Annotated in this window: 15 protein-coding genes and 3 pseudogenes; 4 read left to right on the forward strand and 14 right to left on the reverse strand. The window is 64.0% G+C overall.

What is annotated here, in order from left to right:
• The first annotated feature begins 121 nt into the window (after positions 1–121).
• Positions 122–1432, forward strand: a complete 1311-nt coding sequence (locus tag EZE58_RS09315) for an ISL3 family transposase (RefSeq protein ID WP_167560104.1) — start codon at positions 122–124, stop codon at positions 1430–1432.
• Positions 1433–1780: 348 nt separating this feature from the next.
• Positions 1781–2236, forward strand: a complete 456-nt coding sequence (locus tag EZE58_RS09320; RefSeq protein ID WP_167560354.1) for a hypothetical protein — start codon at positions 1781–1783, stop codon at positions 2234–2236.
• Between the two features lie 285 nt (positions 2237–2521).
• Here the strand turns inward: EZE58_RS09320 and argH are convergent, their stop codons facing one another.
• From argH to argC, 7 genes are all read right to left on the reverse strand, one after another.
• Positions 2522–3943, reverse strand: coding sequence for an argininosuccinate lyase (argH, locus tag EZE58_RS09325; RefSeq protein WP_167560356.1), 1422 nt, complete (start codon positions 3941–3943; stop codon positions 2522–2524).
• Positions 3944–4346: 403 nt separating this feature from the next.
• On the reverse strand, positions 4347–4880 hold the full coding sequence (locus EZE58_RS09330; RefSeq protein ID WP_167560358.1) for an arginine repressor: 534 nt from the start codon (positions 4878–4880) through the stop codon (positions 4347–4349).
• Positions 4877–5800 (reverse strand): ornithine carbamoyltransferase, encoded by a 924-nt coding sequence (argF, locus tag EZE58_RS09335; protein WP_167560360.1) that lies wholly within the window; start codon positions 5798–5800, stop codon positions 4877–4879. The genes EZE58_RS09330 and argF overlap by 4 nt, the downstream gene beginning before the upstream one ends.
• Positions 5801–5811: 11 nt before the next feature.
• The gene (locus EZE58_RS09340) at positions 5812–7026 is read right to left on the reverse strand and encodes an acetylornithine transaminase (protein WP_167560362.1); all 1215 of its coding nucleotides are present in this window, start codon (positions 7024–7026) and stop codon (positions 5812–5814) included.
• Positions 7019–8083 (reverse strand): acetylglutamate kinase, encoded by a 1065-nt coding sequence (argB, locus tag EZE58_RS09345; RefSeq protein WP_240941229.1) that lies wholly within the window; start codon positions 8081–8083, stop codon positions 7019–7021. The genes EZE58_RS09340 and argB overlap by 8 nt, the downstream gene beginning before the upstream one ends.
• Complete coding sequence (argJ, locus tag EZE58_RS09350) at positions 8080–9255, reverse strand: bifunctional glutamate N-acetyltransferase/amino-acid acetyltransferase ArgJ (protein WP_167560364.1); 1176 nt, start codon at positions 9253–9255, stop codon at positions 8080–8082. The genes argB and argJ overlap by 4 nt, the downstream gene beginning before the upstream one ends.
• Positions 9252–10361 (reverse strand): N-acetyl-gamma-glutamyl-phosphate reductase, encoded by a 1110-nt coding sequence (argC, locus tag EZE58_RS09355; protein ID WP_167560365.1) that lies wholly within the window; start codon positions 10359–10361, stop codon positions 9252–9254. Before argC ends, argJ begins: the two co-directional genes overlap by 4 nt.
• A 44-nt stretch (positions 10362–10405) precedes the next feature.
• On the opposite strand from argC, the gene EZE58_RS09360 reads away from it, so the two are divergent.
• A complete protein-coding gene (locus tag EZE58_RS09360; protein ID WP_167560367.1) occupies positions 10406–11380 on the forward strand; it encodes a quinone oxidoreductase in 975 nt (324 codons plus the stop codon).
• A gap of 85 nt (positions 11381–11465) precedes the next feature.
• Here EZE58_RS09360 and EZE58_RS09365 read toward each other — a convergent pair whose 3' ends face one another.
• The 7 genes and pseudogenes from EZE58_RS09365 to EZE58_RS09395 form a co-directional block, all read right to left on the reverse strand.
• Entirely contained in the window at positions 11466–12104 is a 639-nt protein-coding gene (locus tag EZE58_RS09365; RefSeq protein WP_167560369.1) for a DUF6308 family protein, read from the reverse strand.
• Positions 12105–12186: 82 nt separating this feature from the next.
• Positions 12187–12834, reverse strand: coding sequence for a hypothetical protein (locus EZE58_RS09370; protein ID WP_167560371.1), 648 nt, complete (start codon positions 12832–12834; stop codon positions 12187–12189).
• 258 nt (positions 12835–13092) lie between these two features.
• Complete coding sequence (locus EZE58_RS09375) at positions 13093–13788, reverse strand: hypothetical protein (RefSeq protein ID WP_167560373.1); 696 nt, start codon at positions 13786–13788, stop codon at positions 13093–13095.
• 89 nt (positions 13789–13877) lie between these two features.
• Positions 13878–14639: a hypothetical protein gene (locus EZE58_RS09380; RefSeq protein ID WP_167560375.1), complete on the reverse strand. Its 762-nt coding sequence runs from the start codon at positions 14637–14639 to the stop codon at positions 13878–13880.
• Positions 14640–14852: 213 nt separating this feature from the next.
• A pseudogene (locus EZE58_RS09385) lies at positions 14853–15860 on the reverse strand (ISL3 family transposase); the annotation flags it as partial.
• 34 nt (positions 15861–15894) lie between these two features.
• A pseudogene (locus EZE58_RS09390) lies at positions 15895–17072 on the reverse strand (IS3 family transposase).
• Positions 17073–17140: 68 nt separating this feature from the next.
• Positions 17141–17437: pseudogene (locus tag EZE58_RS09395) on the reverse strand (transposase family protein); the annotation flags it as partial.
• A 224-nt stretch (positions 17438–17661) separates the two neighbouring features.
• On the opposite strand from EZE58_RS09395, the gene EZE58_RS09400 reads away from it, so the two are divergent.
• Positions 17662–18050: transposase family protein (locus tag EZE58_RS09400; protein ID WP_167559748.1), on the forward strand; the 389-nt coding region annotated here is incomplete at its 3' end.

The raw sequence follows: 18050 nt of genomic DNA on the forward strand, positions 1-18050 counted from the left end.
GGCTCTTCGTAATTGAGAGTGTAGATCGGTGATTCCAGGACACGGCGAGTCGCTGCGCGGATAGACGTCGAGGTCTTCCGATGATGGAAGTTCTCACACAATCCATCCGAAAGACCTCGACGTGGCCAAGCCTACTTTCTCGACCCCTGACCTCACGACATTCTGCCGACTCGACACCCTCGATCTGACCTGCACCGGCCAAAACATCACCGGGCACAAGGCGATTCTGGAATGCCGGCCCAACACTGCTGATGACTGGTGCCGTCGGTGCGGTGGCCACGGGATCGTTCGCGATACCGTCGTCCGCCGTCTGGCCCACGAACCTTTCGGCTACCGACCAACCACGCTTCATCTTCGCCTCCGCCGTTACAAATGCGTCGAGTGTGGCCGCGTCTGGCGTCAAGACGCCACAGCCGCGGCACCACCACGAGCGAAGATCTCGCGAACCGGCCTCGACTGGGCGTTGCGTGCCCTCGTCATCGATCACGACACCGTGTCCGTCATCGCTGCGAAACTCGCAGTGTCCTGGCACACCGCGAACTCCGCCGTCCTCGCTGAAGGTCAGCGGTTGTTGATCAACGACCCGACTCGTTTCGACGGGGTCAGCGTCATTGGTGTCGACGAGCATGTATGGCGGCATACCCGGCGTGGCGACAAGTACGTCACCGTCATCATCGACCTCACCCCGATCAGCGAGGGAACAGGCTCGGCACGTCTGCTCGACATGGTGGCTGGCCGTTCGAAGCAGGTGTTCAAACAATGGTTGAAAGACCGACCGAAAGACTGGCGTGAGGGCATCGACGTCGTCGCGATGGACGGATTCTCCGGCTTCAAAACAGCCTCAGCTGAGGAGCTGCCCGACGCTGTCGAAGTCATGGACCCCTTCCACGTCGTCAAACTCGCCGGTGATGCCCTCGACGAGGTACGTCGCCGAGTTCAGCAAGAGACAACCGGCCATCGCGGACGAGCAAAGGACCCGTTGTACCGGGCAAGAAGAACTCTGCACACGGGCAGCAGCTTACTCACGACCAAGCAGCAGGAAAGAATCGCGAACCTCTTCGCTGACCCGAACTTCACCGAAGTCGAAGTCACCTGGGCCGTCTACCAAGACATTGTCAGCGCCTACCGAACCGCGGACCGCAAAGAGGGCAAGAGACTCTTGCAAACGGTCATCGACGCCCTGACAACGAATCTGCCATCCGAACTTGTCGAGCTCAAACGGTTAGGACGAACGTTGAAGCGTCGAGCTGCTGATGTGCTCGCGTTCTTCACCCGACCGGGAACGTCGAACGGTCCCACTGAAGCGATCAACGGCAGACTCGAGCATCTACGCGGGTCCGCGCTGGGATTCCGCAACCTCACGCATTACATCGCGAGGTGTCTGCTCGAGTCCGGTGGCTTCAGACCGGTTCTACACTCTCAATTACGATGAGCCGATAAAATCCACATGGCAACCAGCATCCGATGGCCGTCCGCCGAATGCCGATGGTAAAGTTCCTGTCGAGGTCGAAATAGTGAACTCTGGCCCTTACCCAATACACAACGTCGTACTAAATCTTGAATCAGACTACCCAAATCAACCCATCGAGATAGTTTACGGCACGATATTACCGGGAGAGCAGACGAAAGACACTTACCAGGTTCCCCGCCGCGAAGTTGTTTTCGGCGAACTCACGGGAGGCGCGACGCTTAAATTTTCGGACACTTTCGGTAATCACTGGTCATCGTCGAATTCGTGGCAGGGCCTCGAACGGATGACCGAACCACCCCGCATTTGCTGATGAAGGAAGCCATCAACTTTATGTCATTCTTACCTGACGCGCTTACCACGATTGGAGGCGGCATCATAGGCATCGTTGGAATATTGCTTGGCGTGAAACTGAACGAACGAGCGACAGTGAAGAGTCAACGCAAAAGTGTCGCTACACGATACTTCACACTAGCGCAAAAGATCAACGTTCAGGCATCTAGGCATAGGCGACGAGGCGAAGAACTTGATTTGCCGCTTGAACCAGGGTGGGATCTAAATCTTCATGAGCTGCTAAAGGAGATGGAACTTCACTATGATTCACGCACTATCAATGCCGCCCAAGATGTACTTGACGCACTCACCGATATAGTGGAAACCGGAACAGTCGGAGCGATGATTCGTTTCGATCAATCATTAGATACCTTCTCGAAAGTATCCGGCCTTCGTACAATTCGACCGAAACCTCCGCGCTGGTTCGGAAAATAAGGCCAATCATTCAATATCTTCAATTCAAAATAAGATTCAACCAGTTTGGCTTATTTGAGGCCCCGGCAAGTAACTACACGCGAAAAGCTTATTCAAAGACATAGCCGTTCATGGTCGTTTGAGTATAACTAATCCACAGCCCCTCTCGACTCATTCGAAGAATTCGATCACTTAATTCGGAGCTTCCGCGACACAGTCGCAGAACAGCGTGCGCATCCGGGAAAATAACGAAATCGCCTCACTCGGATGCTCAAAAATGCAAGGGTGGGAACCTACTTCGGGTCCTCACACGCTCCGCGGCGATTCCGCGAACTCGCGCAGGCGGGCCACCTCGGCGCGGGCGTTCTCCACCTGCACGGCCACGGCCGAGCGCGCGGTCCCACCCTTCGCATCCCGTGAGTCGATCGAGCCGAGCGTCGTGAGCACTTCGCGCACCTCAGGGGTGAGGTGTTCAGAGATTCCGGCGTAGTCCTCATCGGTGAGATCCCACAGCTCGACGTCGCGGGACTCGGCGAGCTGAACCGCCGCTCCCGAGAGCTCGTGGGCGACACGGAAGGGCACACCTCGGCGGACGAGCCACTCGGCGATGTCGGTGGCGAGCGCAAACCCGCGCGGGGCGAGATACGCCATGCGCTCGGTGTCGAAGGTCAGCGTCGCGATCATCCCGGTGAACGCGGGCAGGAGGAGTTCGAGGGTGCCGGTCGCGTCGAAGACCGGCTCCTTGTCCTCCTGCAGGTCACGGTTGTAGGCCAGCGGCAGCGCCTTGAGGGTCGCGAGCAATCCGGTGAGATCGCCGATGAGGCGACCGGCCTTGCCGCGGGTGAGCTCGGCGACGTCGGGGTTCTTCTTCTGCGGCATGATCGACGACCCGGTCGAGTACGCGTCGTGAAGCGTGACGAACGAGAACTCCTTCGTCGCCCACGCGATGACCTCCTCGCTCAGGCGCGAGAGGTCGATGCCGATCATCGCGGTGATGAAGAGGTATTCGGCGAACACGTCACGCGAGGCGGTGCCGTCGATCGAGTTCTCCACCGAGTCGGCGAACCCGAGGTCGGCAGCCACGGCCTGCGGGTCGAGCCCGAGCGACGACCCGGCGAGCGCACCCGACCCGTACGCGGAGACCCCGGCACGGTCGTCGAAGTCGGCGAGCCGTTCGACATCGCGCAGCAGCGGCCACGCATGGGCGAGGAGATGATGGGCGAGCAGCACCGGCTGCGCATGCTGGAGGTGGGTGCGCCCGGGCATCGGCGCCTCAGGGTGCTCCTCAGCCTGCGCGATGAGGACATCGACGGCGTCGAGGACAAGCCCGGCGATCTCACGGGCGTGATCGCGCAGGTACATCCGTCCCATCGTCGCGATCTGGTCGTTGCGTGAGCGTCCGGCCCGCAGCTTCCCGCCGAGTTCAGGCCCTGCGATCTCGATGAGCCCCCGCTCGAGCGAGGAGTGGACGTCTTCGTCGGATTCGGCGGCAACGTACTCCCCCGCCTCGACCCGGCGACCGAGTTCATCGAGTGCTGCGAGCATCCCCGCGAGCTCATCGTCGGTGAGCAGACCCGCCCGGTTGAGGACCGAGGCGTGCGCCTTCGACCCGGCGATGTCGTAGTGGGCCAGGCGCCAGTCGAAGTCGGTCGACTTGCTCAGCGCGGCCAGCGCATCGGCCGGCCCATCGGAGAAGCGTCCGCCCCACAGGCTCAGTCGTTCACTCACTTCTCGTCCTTTCGTGCCGTCTCCCGGCCGTTCGTCCGCATCCCACCTGGGATCGGTCATCGTCAGTCATTGTCTCATCGCCGCCGAGGCGGTGCTTGGCGCGTTCGCCCGCTCGTTCCACGCGGGGTAGGGATTCCGCGTCGCGGGCGACGCGGATTTCCGGTGCCGCGTGGATCGACGCAGAGTTCGCGTGGATCGAGGCCCGCTCTGCGAACCAGGCGTGGCTCACCGCGCTCCGGACACCTCGCCGCTCGTTCCACGCGGGGCCCGGATTCCGCGTCGCGGGCGACGCGGATTTCCGGCGCCGCGTTGATCGGGCCAAGGTACGCGTGGATCGACGCAGAGTTCGCGTGGATCGGCGCCCTCTGTCGCCCGTCATCCGCGCCACAACCACGCCGCCCCCTCACCCGTCCCCGACCCCACCGGCGGCCAATTCGAGGAACGTCTCGGCGAGCGCCTGCCCGCCGACCGCGGCATCGGCGATGACGAGGACGGTGTCGTCGCCGGCGATCGTGCCGAAGATCCCCGACATCGACGACCGGTCGATCGCGGAGGCGAGATACTGCGCGGCCCCCGGCGGTGTGCGCAGCACGACCATCGAGTCCTGCGCGGCTGCGGAGACGAGCAGCTCCTCGAGCAGCCGCGGCAGCTTCGCATCGAGGCTGTCCCCCGTCGACTGCTGAAGGCTGCGATCGCCGCCCTCACCGGGGACGGCGTACACGGATCCCGAGGTCGACCGGATCTTCACGGCCCCCACCTCGGCGAGGTCGCGCGACAGCGTCGCCTGGGTGACGGAGATCCCGAGCGTCGCGAGCTCATCGGCGAGCTCGATCTGCGAGTGCACGGACCGGCGGGTAATGAGGTCGATGATCTTCTGCTGCCGGGCCGTCTTCGTCAGCGGCGCAGCGCCGGGGTGAGGAACGCTGTTCTCGCTCATCGCGATTCCAGGAGGAACGTCAGCAGGGCCTTCTGCGCGTGGAGGCGGTTCTCGGCTTCGTCGAAGACCGCCGAGGCGGGGCCGTCGATGACCTCGGCCGTGACCTCTTTGCCCCGGTAGGCGGGCAGGCAGTGGAGGAACATCGCGTCGTTGCCTGAGTTCATGAGCTCCTGCGTCACCTGGTACTTGACGAACGGGGACGCGTCATCGTCGCGGCCGGCTGCGTCCTGACCCATCGACACCCACGTGTCGGTGATGAGGACGTCGGCACCGAAGGCGGCCGCCACCGGGTCGTCGGTGACCGTGAGCGATCCGCCGGTCGTCGCGGCCAGGGCGTTCGCCTCGGCGACGATCGCCTCGTCGGGCTGGTGCTCGGCGGGGGCGGCGATGCGCACGTGCATGCCGGCGTTGACGCCGCCGAGCGCGTACGAGTTCGCCATGTTGTTCGCCCCGTCACCGAAGTAGCTCATCGTCAGCCCCGCCAGTGTCCCGCGGTGTTCGCGGATCGTGAGCAGGTCGGCCAGGATCTGGCACGGGTGGAAGTCGTCGGAGAGCGCATTGATGACCGGCACGGTCGAGTGCTCGGCCATCTCCTCAAGCCCCGCCTGGGAGTAGGTGCGCCAGATGATCGCCGAGACCATCCGCGCCATGACCTGCGCGGTGTCGGCGATGGACTCCTTGTGCCCGAGCTGCGCCTCACCGGGGTTGATGATGAGCGGCTGCCCGCCGAGGGCCGCGATGCCGGCGGCGAAGGAGACGCGGGTTCGGGTCGAGGTCTTGTCGAAGATCACCGCGGCCGTCTGCGGTCCCGCGAGCGGGGTCCGCGAGTAGGGGTCGGCCTTGAGCTCGGCGGCGAGGTCGAGGACCTCGGTGAGTTCGGTGGGGCTGAGGTCGGTGTCCTTGAGGAAATGGCGGGTCATCGTGGTCCTAGTCAGTCGTGTGTGAGGAGGTCGGGCAGCGCGGCGAGGAACGGGGCGATCTCCTCGTGCGTGATGGTCAGCGGCGGGGCGAGGCGCAGGCGTTCGGGGGTGACGGAGTTGACGATGAACCCTGCCTCGAGCGCCCGGGCGGCGACGGCCTTCGCATCGGGGCTGTCCCCGGCGAGTTCGACCCCGAGGAGGAGTCCCTGTCCGGTGACCCCGGCGACGCCGGGAACGCTCGCGAGTTCGGTGCTCAGCTGTTCGCCGAGGCGGCCCGCATGTTCGAGCAGTCCCTCGGTTTCGATCGTGGTGAGAACGGCGAGCGCGGCGGCGCACGCGATGGGGTTGCCGCCGAAGGTCGTCCCGTGCTGGCCGGCAGAGAGCAGGCCGGTGTTTTCGGTGCCGACGGTGATCGTCGCCCCGATGGGCATACCGCCGCCGAGGCCCTTCGCCGAGGTGATGATGTCGGGGACGACACCTTCGCCGATCGCAGGATCCTGGTGGGCGAACCAGTTCCCGGTGCGTCCGATGCCTGACTGCACTTCATCGAGGATGAGCAGGGCCCCGGCAGCAGAGGTGAGCTCCCGGGCCGCGCGCAGGTATCCGGCGGGGTGGGTGCGGACACCGACCTCACCTTGGATGGGTTCGATGAACACGGCCGCAGTCGTGTCGTTGATCGCGGCGGCGAGTGCGTCAACGTCGCCGTAGGGGACGTGGACGACTCCGGGCACGCCTGGGGCGAAGGGCTCACGGTAGGCGGCTTTCGCGGTGAGCGACAGGGCGCCCATCGTGCGACCGTGGAAGGCCCCGTCGACGGCGATGATGATCGGGCGGCCCCCACCGCCGGCGCGGCGGGCCATCTTCAGGGCGGCTTCGTTCGCCTCGGCACCGGAGTTCGAGAGGAACACCGCGGAGCCTTCGGGCAGGTCGAGGATCTCGTGGATCTTCTCAGCCAGCGCGATCTGCGGGGGCGAGGTGAAGAAGTTCGAGATGTGGCCCAGCGTCGCGGCCTGCTCGGACACGGCCCTCACCCATGCGGGGTGGCAGTGGCCAAGCGCGTTGACCGCGATCCCGGCGAGCAGGTCGAGGTACTGCTTCCCGTCGGCATCCCAGACGTAGGAGCCGCGGCCACGGACGATGTCGAGCTGGGGTGACCCGAACACGGGTGAGAGGACGCGGGAGAAGTCATCGCGCCAGGTGGCAGTGTCGGTCGATGTCTCACTCATTGTTCGCCTCCGCGAATTCGTCAGCGTTGCTGGCAGCGCCGCCGGCAGCCCTGCCTGCACCCCGGCCAGAGTCCTCAGTCTCGGTCTCCTCGCCGTGCCTGCGGTGCCCGTCGCCGAGCGGGGCGGGTTCGACGACGGTGTCCTCGACCATCGTGCCGATGCCCTCGGACGTGAACACCTCGAGGAGCAACGAGTGCGCCATCCGGCCGTCGATGATGTGAGCCTGCTGCACTCCGTGTTCGATCGCCTCGAGGGCGGCGGTCATCTTCGGGATCATCCCCGCGTCGAGGCTCGGCAGCAGGGCGCGCAACCGGTCGGGTCCGATGCGGGAGATGAGCGAGGACGTGTCGGGCCAGTTCGCGTAGAGGCCGGGGACATCGGTGAGCATGATGAGCTTCTGTGCCTTGAGTGCCTTCGCGACGGCGGAGGCTGCGAGGTCGGCGTTGATGTTGAGCGGTTTCCCTGCCTGCCCGCCGATCTCCGCGGCGATCGAACAGATGACGGGCACCCGGCCGGCGTCGAGGAGTTCGGTGAGGACGGTGGTGTTGACCTCGGCGATCTCGCCCACCCGGCCGAGGTCGACCGTCTGTCCGTCCACCTCGGCGACGGTCTTGTGGGCGAGCAGGAGGTCGGCGTCCTCACCGGAGAGCCCGATCGCGGCGTTGCCGTTCATGTTGATGCGGGAGACGATGTCGCGGTTGACCTGGCCGGCGAGGACCATGCGGATGACCTCGGCGGCTTCCTCGCTCGTCACCCGCTGGCCTGCCTTGAATTCGGATTCGATGCCGAGCTTTCCGAGCATCGCCGAGATCTGCGGGCCCCCTCCGTGGACGACGACGGGCCGGATGCCGGCGAAGCGGAGGAAGGCGATGTCGTCGGCGAAGGACTGCTGGAGTTCCGGGGAGATCATCGCGTTGCCGCCGTACTTGATGACGATGGTCGAGCCGGCGAAGGTCTTGATCCACGGCAGCGCCTCGGTCAGGGCTTCGGCCTTGACCTGGGCGGCGGCGAGGCGGGCGGCGGTGGATTTCGTGGAGAAGTCGGGCTGAGTGCTCATGTGGAGTAGGCGCTGTTCTCTTCGACGTAATCGTGGGTGAGGTCCGAGGTCCAGACGGTGGCGGTCGCGTCCCCGGCGTGGAGGTCGATGACGACGTCGACCTCGCGTCCGAAGACCACCTCGGTGGGGTCGGCGAACGGACCGGAGGCCCGGCACACCTCGACCCCGTTGATGGTGACGTCGATGGTCGTGGGGTCGAACTCCGCCGAGGTGGTCCCCACCTGGGCGACGACGCGACCCCAGTTGGGGTCCTCGCCGAAGATCGCGGCCTTGAAGAGGTTCGACCGGCCCACCGACCGGGAGACGGTGAGCGCGTCGTCCTCCGTGGCAGCGCCGCGGGTGGTGATGGCGATGTCGTGGTGGGCGCCTTCGGCGTCGATGTGGAGTTGGCGCATGAGGTCGTGGCAGACCTCGCCGAGGAGGTCCCCGAATTCGCCCTCGTCGACCGTTGCGTCTGCGGCTCCCGAGCTCATGAGGATGACGGTGTCGTTCGTCGACATGCACCCGTCGGTGTCGAGGCGGTCGAAGGTGGTGTGGGTGGCTGCGCGGAGCGCTGCGTCGAGAACGGCCGGGTCGAGAGGTGCGTCGGTGGTGATGACGACGAGCATCGTCGCCAGGCCCGGTGCAAGCATGCCCGCGCCTTTGGCCATGCCGCCGATCGTGTATCCGGTGCCCTCTCGGGTCGCGGTCTTCGCGACGGTGTCGGTGGTCATGATCGCCTCGGCGGCGTTCGCTCCTCCGGTGACGGAGTCGTCGGCTGCGGCGACGAGCTCGGGCAGGTGGTCGAGGATCCCGGCCCGAAACTCCTCACCGCCGACGCCGATGAGTCCGGTCGAGCAGATGAGGATCTCGTCAGCCTGGGTGGGTATACCGGAGTCGGTGAGGAGGGCCGCGGTGTCCTCGGCGGTGAGTTGGGTGGTCGCGAATCCGAAGTCGCCGGTATAGCAGTTCGCGCCTCCGGAGTTGAGGACGACGGCGCGGGCGTGGCCGGTCGCTGAGACCTGCTTCGACCAGATGACGGGGTTGGCTTGGCACCGGTTCGACGTGTAGACGGCGGCCACGGCGGTGCTCGGTCCCTGGTTGACGACGAGGGCGAGGTCCTTCTTGCCGCTGGGTTTGAGGCCGGCGGTGAGGCCGGCGGCAGTGAAGCCAAGCGGTGCGGTCACGCTCATGGGGCGACTCCTTCGAGCGGCAGGGCGGTGGTCTCGTCGAGACCGAGGGCGAGATGGATGGATTGGAGGGCTTGGCCGGCGGTGCCTCGGACGAGGTTGTCGAGGGCCACGACGACGAGGATCTTCTCGGCCCGGGCGTCGTAGGTGGCTTGGATCTGGGCGACGTTCGATCCGGTGGTCGCCGAGGTGCGCGGCCATTGGCCCTCGGGCAGGACCCGGACGAAGGGTTCGTCGGCGTAGGTCTCGGTGAGGGCCGTGGTCAGGGCCGTCGTGAGCGCGTCGGCGTCGATGCTGCCGTCGGCTGTGCGCGGAGCGCTCTCCCCCGGGTCGGCGGTGAGGGTGGAAAGGATGCCGCGGGACATCGGGACGAGAGTCGGGGTGAAGGAGATGCGGACGGGACCGTCGGCAGGGTCGGCGCCGAGGACGCCGTTGAGGTTCTGTTCGATCTCAGGCACGTGCCGATGAGTGCCGCCGGTGCCGTAGGGGGAGGCGTCGCCGAGGATCTCGGCGGCGATGAGGTGAGGTTTGAGCGCCTTGCCCGCCCCGGAGACACCATTGGCGAGGACTGCGTTGAGTCCCTTCGGTGCGATGAGGCCCGCGGCCAGTAGCGGTGCGAGGCCGAGCGTCACGGCGGTGACGTTGCACCCGGGCACGGCGATGCGGGTGGTGTCGGTCAGCTGGGTGCGCTGTTTAGTCCCGTCGGCGAGGAGGAGTTCGGGCAGACCGTAGGTCCATGTGCCTTGGTGGGGTGAGCCGTAGAAGGTCTCCCACGCTGCGGGACTGATGAGCCGGTGGTCGGCGGCAAGGTCTACGATCAGGGTATCGGGGCTGGTCTCGGCCAGTTCCCGGGCGATCGCCCCGGACTTGCCGTGGGGCAGGGCGAGGATGACGACATCGTGGCCGGCGAGCACCTCGGCGGTGGAATCGGCGATGACGAAGTCCGCGTACCGGGGAAGGTGGGGCTGATGCCTGCCGAGTGTCTCGCCCACGCTGGAGTGACCGCACACGGTGGTGACGGTGAGGTGGGGGTGGGTGCTCAGCAGTCGGAGGACCTCTCCCCCGGCATAGCCGGTGGCGCCGGAAACGGCGACCGTCAGATCGTTCATATGAATAACCATACAGCATCAGTAAATTATATGCAGGAGGCGTGATGACCCAGGCGGTTCGAGCAATGCAGGCTGGTGGACCCGAGGTGCTGGAGTTCGCGGAGATCGAGACGCCGAGGCCGGGGCCGGGTGAGGTGCTCGTCGACGTCGAGGCGGCGGGCGTGAATTTCATCGATACGTATCGGCGCTCCGGGGTCTATCCGATGGATTATCCGCATGTCGTCGGGGTTGAGGGTACGGGTCATATCGCCGAGGTGGGTGAGGGTGTCGAGAGCTACCGTGTCGGTGATCGGGTGGCGTGGCATGAGGGTCCGGGGTCGTATGCGACGCAGGTCGTCGTGTCCGCGGACAACCTCCTCATCGTTCCGGAGGGTGTGAGCGCCGAGGTGGCTGCGGCGATGCCGCTGCAGGGGCTCACCGCACAGTATCTGGCGACGACCTCGCATGCGATCAAGCCGGGTGACACCGCGCTCGTCCATGCTGGGGCCGGTGGTGTCGGGCTGGTGCTCACCCAGATCATCAAGCATCTGGGTGGCAATGTCATCTCGACGGTGAGCACCGAGGAGAAGGCGGAGCTGGCTCGGCAGGCCGGCGCCGATGAGGTGTTCCTCTATGGTCCGGGTGTTGATGTCGCCGCGACCGTGCGCTCGTTGACGGACGGCGAGGGCGTCGAGGTCGCGTATGACGGGGTCGGCAAGGACACGTTCGATGCGTCGTTGGCCTCAATCAAGCCGTTGGGGTCGATGGTGCTTTTCGGTGGGGCGTCGGGTCAGGTCCCGCCGTTCGACATTCAGCGGTTGAACTCTTCGGGCGGGATCTTCCTTTCGCGGCCGTCGCTCGTATGGATGGTCGCGACGCCGGAAGCGCTGGCTAAGCGGTGGGCGATGGTTTCGAGCGGCGTCGAGAAGGGTTGGCTCGATTTCAGGATCGGTGAGACCTTCCCGCTGGCCGAGGCTGCTGAGGCGCATCGGGCGCTTGAGGGGCGAAAGACGACGGGGAAGGTTGTGCTGAGGGCGTGAGTCAGCCCCCAAGCCGAGTGACGCGGAGAGGGCACCGGCAAATTGATCGGTGCCCTCACGCATTCACTCAGACGCTCAGATTCGCTCACACCTCTCGATTGCCCTTGCCCCACATCCACAGCATCACGTCGAACACACGCAGAGCAGACAGTTCCGGCCGTCCGATCTCACTTCGGAGCGCGGTCGCGCGCTCCTCGAGGTAGTCACCCTCAGCATCAAACGCCTCCCACCACAAGCGCCACGAGTCACGTCGCCCCAGTCCGATCACCCGGTTCACCACCGAATCCTCGATCGGGATGAGCGCAGGTCGTTTACGAGCCATGATCTTGCTGGTCGTCGTCGGCCCGAGGCCCCACCGGCGTTGACCTGGTTGATTTCGCCGAAGCAGATCCCACAACTCCAGAGCCTTCGACCCAGGCCCCAAGTGCCGTTCGAATTCCGCCTCTGAAAGAGAACCGATGGCTACGTTGGGGATCTGGTCGAGCAACCTTGTGAACGCCGATGACTCTTCCCCGAGAATGGCGATTCCGGCCTTGGCCGGGACATCGACGCTCAGAGTCGAAACTGAGTACAAGTCAGCTGCGGTGATGACGTTGTCTGTTCCCGGTTCAGCACCGATCGACTCGAAATGCGCCCCAGTGTATTTGCCTGCCGCATAGTATTCCCTAAGCAGACGTGCGGCATCGGATTCAGTGATTCCGTGCACTACGTCGAGGATTCCCATCCCGCCACCTCTCGCGATCATCGTCGGACTTTCCGTCGTCACAGATTGATACTCTACCGATATTCCACCTCACCGCCTGCTGTCACTCACCAGGCAGGAAATAGGGGGTCGGATCAAGTGAAACCTCGGAAATCGGTTGTTTGCTATCGATGAGCTCGCCAATGACGCGAGTTCCGGCTCGCGCAACGGCGTCCTGGGCCGCAACCATCATCGATGAGAGGTCATTCTCAATATCAGAAAGATGAGCTTCTCGCTTCCGGACCCTGATCCCCGTGTATTTACCGTTCTGGTTCGGACCGATTCGTGTAGCTTCGGCAGGAAAAGCTAGAGCGCTCTGCTCTGTGTCATTCGCGGGCAACCCTTCCGAGAGGGTCAACAGCTCAACCACAAGTTCATTTGATCGAGTTGCACGATCGAACGCCCGTTGCATGTACAGCCGAGTGATCGCTTCCAATGCATCAATGAAGCCCTTCTCAAGAGTATCCGTGGCGGCCGATTCGAGCACGTCGAAGTAGTGATATGCCAAGTAGCGAAAGAATGGAACGAGCCGCTCACGCTTGCTCAGCATCGACTGACGGAAGTAGCTCTCCCTCTGTTCGAGATCTGAGATGTCCAGCTCAACGACATCGCGGTCTTCTGCGATTGTCGAAACTTCAGGTGACATGCGCTCAACCGCATCACGAACCAACCTGAGGTGCTCCAGTTCTTCCAGCGCGCGTGCGTGGTCCATGAGCTCACGGTGGATGTTTGATGCCACTAGGCGCGCCCTGTCTACGTCCACGGGTTCTCCTATCGTTGGCGAGGTTGCACTCGCGTTCCCAGCTGTTGGATCACGACTCTAGACCGCGCCCCTGACACGATGTTCTTCGCCGGAACGGAGGCGCTCCTCTTCAGCGCTGGTCGTCAAGTGGCGAACCGTTTCCCGAAGAAAAAAGAGAAGGACGCTTTGCTTGTCAGACGCAAGGTGCCCGCTCTATGGAAAACCGTGTCACTCCATCGCGGACGGCGGACGCTGCATCTGAGCTCTCAGTTCTGTTCTACGTACCATTCGTACGAGTCGCTTCGTCCGCCACTCTTCGATCGCCGCGATGACTGACTTTCTGAAGTTCTCCATTCCCTGATCGATGTCGACGAAGCGCACCTCTCGATCGTTGACTCGTACTCCGTAAACACCGACTTGAGCTTCGTCTCGCAGCACGGTCACGTGATCACAGTCCGAAGAGGGATCAGTCGCGCCTCGCGGATCATTGATTTCCAACGACGCTGAGAAATGCGTCAGCAAGTGCGCCACGTTGTTGGTCGCATTCATGAGCTTTCCGTGGGAATCGGCGTACCGGGAAATGATCGCGGCGCCAGCTGCCGAGCACGTAGCGCCGAGGTCGTCTCCAGGAGTCGACACTGCGACAGTAACAAGGCGCTCAACCTCCGCTTCGGCAAGTTCAATTAAGACAGACTCCAACTCAACTGCTGTCTCCCACACCAGATATCTGAGCTCGTCCAGACGCTCCCGCCCGTCGGCCTCAGCGTGGACACCCGAGCATTCGGCGCCGTGAGTGTGAACATCGTCAGTATCGATTTGAACTAAGGCAGGAAGTTGGGCAATTAATAGACTCTCTTCGGTCTTCAGCCGTTTGAGGTACGCTCTCAACCTCTTAGCTCGGTCATAGACCGATTCCTCATTCAATGGTCGACCTCACTTTCTCTGCTGCCGACGGCTTCATGGACCTTGTCGACTAACCAGTGCACAGTCAGCATTTCATGACCTCACGAAGGTCACGTGTCAGAGACGTATATGAATGGACGAATTGATTCGCTATATACATAAAGTTGATCTTTGTCAACAGAAAAGATCTCCCACTCTTTGGCTCGCTCACTCGCGGACAAGGCTATGCTGTCGACGAGTCCTTTCATTTCTTGGGCAACTCGCATGACGAAATCGGTCTCGACTTGTTTCTCATCGACGCCCCTGACTTCTCGGTCCCCCACTTGAATGCCTTTGTTCGGTTTGCCGATTCCATCAACAAGTCTAACTGCTGCCAAACCAGCTAGAGATTCCTGGTCTCCGTCGGCCGGATCTGCAAAGCCGAGCTCATCCGAGAGTTCCAGAAGCCGCTGCACCGTAGAGTTCCTGCGATCTACCTGCTCGTCATGCTGATCGGCAATCGAGTCGAGAAGCGCAGTCAACGTGAAAGCGCACTGATCGGCCAAATCTCCAAGCGGAGATACCATATGGAGTTCATGTAACTTCTCGAACTCGCGGTTGGCAAACTTCACATAGATGTCTCGAAGACTTGACACAAGTGACTCACGAAACGCTCTCATCGAAGTGAGGATCAAATCGTCACCTGAGAGAATCGCGGTCAAGTTTGTCGGATTCGACGCTGCCACGCCTTTGTTTGCTCCCGAGAAACGAGCGTTGTGGCAACCAGCCTCAGTGTCCTCTCGCTCCATCTCTGCGATCCGATCGTCAAGCTTGATGAGCGCGCGACGCAGGCCGGAAAGCTCGAAAAAGAACTCATTGCCATTCGAATCCATTTCGGCTCCTTCTTCGCATTGAAATCTGGGTACTCAGGTGAGTGGATTCGAGCATAGCGTTCGCCCATGACACACAGGATGGGCATGCAGTTCGGAACAATGCGCGCCGCGCAGCGAGTTCGAGCTCTCTGGTGCACCAGCGAAACTTAGCGTGCGCGGGCTCGAAGAGCACTTTGGCTCTTGGCGAGCTGGTGGATTACCGGCTCTTCGTATTCAAGGGTGTAGGCGGGATCTGAATCCGCCGGCTTCGAGCAGGCTCCTCGCGATGTAGTGGGTGAGGTTCCGGAAGCCGAGCGCGGAGCCGCGGAGGTGCTCGAGCCGTCCGTTGATCGCCTCCGTCGGGCCATTCGATGTGCCGGGGCGGTCGAAGAAGGTGAGTACGTCGGTGGCGCGCTGCTTGAGCGTGCGGCCGAGCCTGCGGATCTCGACGAGCGCGGCGGGGACGCCGCTGGAGACCGCGTCGATCACGGTCCGCATCAGCTGCTTGGCCTTGGTCTTGTCGGGTTCCCGGTAGGCGGCGACGATGCGCTGGTAGATGCCCCAGGTCGCCTCGACTTCGACGTGCTCTTCGCTGGCGAACACCACCTCCAGACGGGCGGACTGCTTGTCGGTGAGCAGGCTGGCACCGGTGTGCAGGGTGCGGCGGGCCTTGTAGAGCGGATCGCCTGCGCGGCCGCGATGTCCGAGCGTGTCCTGCTGTACCCGCTGCCGGCAGCGGTCCAACGCGTCGCCGGCGAGACGGACGACATGGAACGGGTCCATCACCGGGACCGCGTCGGGCAGCTCTTCCGCGGCGGCGGTCTTGAACCCGCTGAACCCGTCCATCGCGACCACCTCGATCCCGTCCCGCCATTGTTTCGGGCGGCCGGCGAGCCACTGCTTGAAGACGGCCTTGGAGCGTCCTTCGACCATGTCCAGCAGCCGCGCGGGGCCGGTCTTCTCACGGGCTGGGGTGAGGTCGATGATTACGGTGACGTACTTGTCGCCCAGCCGAGTGTGACGCCAGACGTGCTCGTCGACACCGATCGTGGTCACTCCGTCGAACCTCGCCGGGTCGTCGATCAGCCGCCGCCGGCCCTCGGCGATGATCGCGCTGTTCGCGGTGTGCCAGGACACCCCGAGGCCGGCCGCCACGCGGGTCACGGTGAGGTGATCCACGACGATCCCGGTCAACGCCCAACCCAGCCCACCGCGAGAGATCTTCGCCCGCGGTGGGGCGGCCGGGCGTGAGGAACGAACTGGTGACAGTTTCGGTTTAGGCCGCGAGTGTGAGCGGCTCGGTCAGTTTGGCTTCGAATTCGATGGGCGTCAAGCCGCCGAGGGTGTCCTGGGCGCGCTGACGGTGGTACTTCCGCTCGATCCAGACGACGATGGCGAGTCGCAGCTCCTGCCGGGTGGCCCACCGTTGCTGGTTGAGCACGTTCGTCTGTAGCAGTGACCAGAACGACTCCATGGCGGCGTTGTCTCCGGCGGCGCCGACGCGGCCCATCGATCCGACCATGTCGTGTCGGTTCAGTTCGCTGGCCATCGCTCTGCTGCGGAACTGGCTGCCTCTGTCGGCGTGCAGGATGCAGCCAGCGACCTCGCCGCGGCGAGTGACGGCGTTGCGGACGGCGTCGACGGCGAGCTTCGCGGTCATCCGGTCCGAGATCGAGTACCCCACGATGCGGTTGGAGAATACGTCCTTGATCGCGCAGCAGTAGAGTTTGCCTTCGCTCGTCCGGTGCTCCGTAATGTCCGTGAGCCAGAGCCGGTTCGGCGCGTCAGCGCGGAACACCCGTTTGACGTGATCGTCGAACACGGGCGGGCCGGCCTTCTTGCCCTTCCCGCGCCGTCGGCGTTGCGCGGACGAGAGAATCCCGGCCTGCGAGCACAGCTTCCACGCCGTCCGCCTGCTCATCCGCCACCCGGCTCGCCGCGCTTCGTCAGCGAGATATCGATACCCGAACGTCGGGTCGTCGTGGTGCGCGTCGTGCAGCGCGTTGATCCGATACGCGCGGAGGACGTCCGCGCTCCGCACGGGATCGTTTCGCCAGCGATAGTAGGGCTGGCGGGCGAGCTTGAGGACCCGGCACGACACCGTCACGGGAATCCCCGCGGCGGCGAGCTCAGCAACGAGCGGGTACGTCATTTTGGGGAGCCACCGAGTTTCAGGTTCGCCTGCGACAGATACGCCGCCGCACGCCGAAGCACCTCGTTCTCCTGCTCAAGCAACCGGATCCGCTTCTTCAGATCCCGCGCCTCGGCGGCATCGGCGGCGGTCTGGCCGGGACGGTTGCCGTCTTCGATATCGGCTTGTCGGAGCCAGTTCTGCAGCGTTGCTTCGCTGATGCCGAAGTCGGTGGCGATCTGTTTGATGGTGACGCCGCTCTCGCGGCGACGAGCGACCGCGACGACGTCTTCGCGGAACTCTTTCGGATAAGGACCGGGCATGATGACATCCTCCCCGCCAGCGCCTCCCGGCACTAACGATCAGTTGTCACCGATTCGTTCCTCACGCCCGCCTTCGACGTGTCCTGCCGCCATGTCTTCCCGCAGTCCGCGCACCGGTAGCGGCGCACCCGCACCAGCAGGATCGTGGGCCGGTGCCCGAACGGTTCATGCGCGAGGCGACGGACCACCGTGTCCCGCGGCACGCCCTGCACCCCGCACTTCCGACACCATGGATCATCCTCGACGACGCGGCACTCGATGACCGCCCGATCCGCGACGAGATGTTGTCCGACGGCCTCCAGGCCGAGTTCGTCGAGGCGGCAGAACGTAGTGAGGCAGGGTGCGGCGAAGGTAGCGTTGAACACGTCGAGGTCCTCCGGATGGTGAGCGTAGGAACTTCCATCCTCGGGGACCTCGACGCCTACCCCGCCATTGCCGCGCGCACCCCCGCTACACCCTCAACTGCGATGAGCCGGATTGGCTCTTCGCAGCTGAGAGTGTAGTCGGGTTGGGCGCGTCGGTCGCTGGATAGGGGTCGAGGCCCTCCGAGGATGGAAGTTCTGACACTGCCCATCCTGAGGACCTCGACATGGATCACGCTACCTTCGTTCGCCCTGACCTGACCACGTTCTGCCGTCTCGACGAGCTCGGCCTCGAGGCCGTCGGACAGCGGGTTGAGCCTGATCGTGCGGTGATCCAGTGCCGGGTCCTGGAGCCGGACCCGTGGTGCAGGGAGTGCGGGGCCGAGGGCGTGCCCCGAGACACGGTGATCCGCCGGTTGGCGCACGAGCCGTTCGGGCACCGGCCCACGACCTTGATGGTCCGGGTCCGCCGGTACCGGTGTGTTACCTGCCGTCGGACGTGGCGGCAGGACACGTCGAAGGCCGCGGCGCCGCGGGCGAAGATCACCCGTGGCGGGGTGGGCTGGGCGCTGACCGGTGTGGTCGTGGACCACCTCACCGTCAGCCGCGTCGCTGC

Source organism: Brevibacterium sp. LS14 (assembly GCF_012027885.1).
GTDB lineage: Bacteria > Actinomycetota > Actinomycetes > Actinomycetales > Brevibacteriaceae > Brevibacterium > Brevibacterium casei.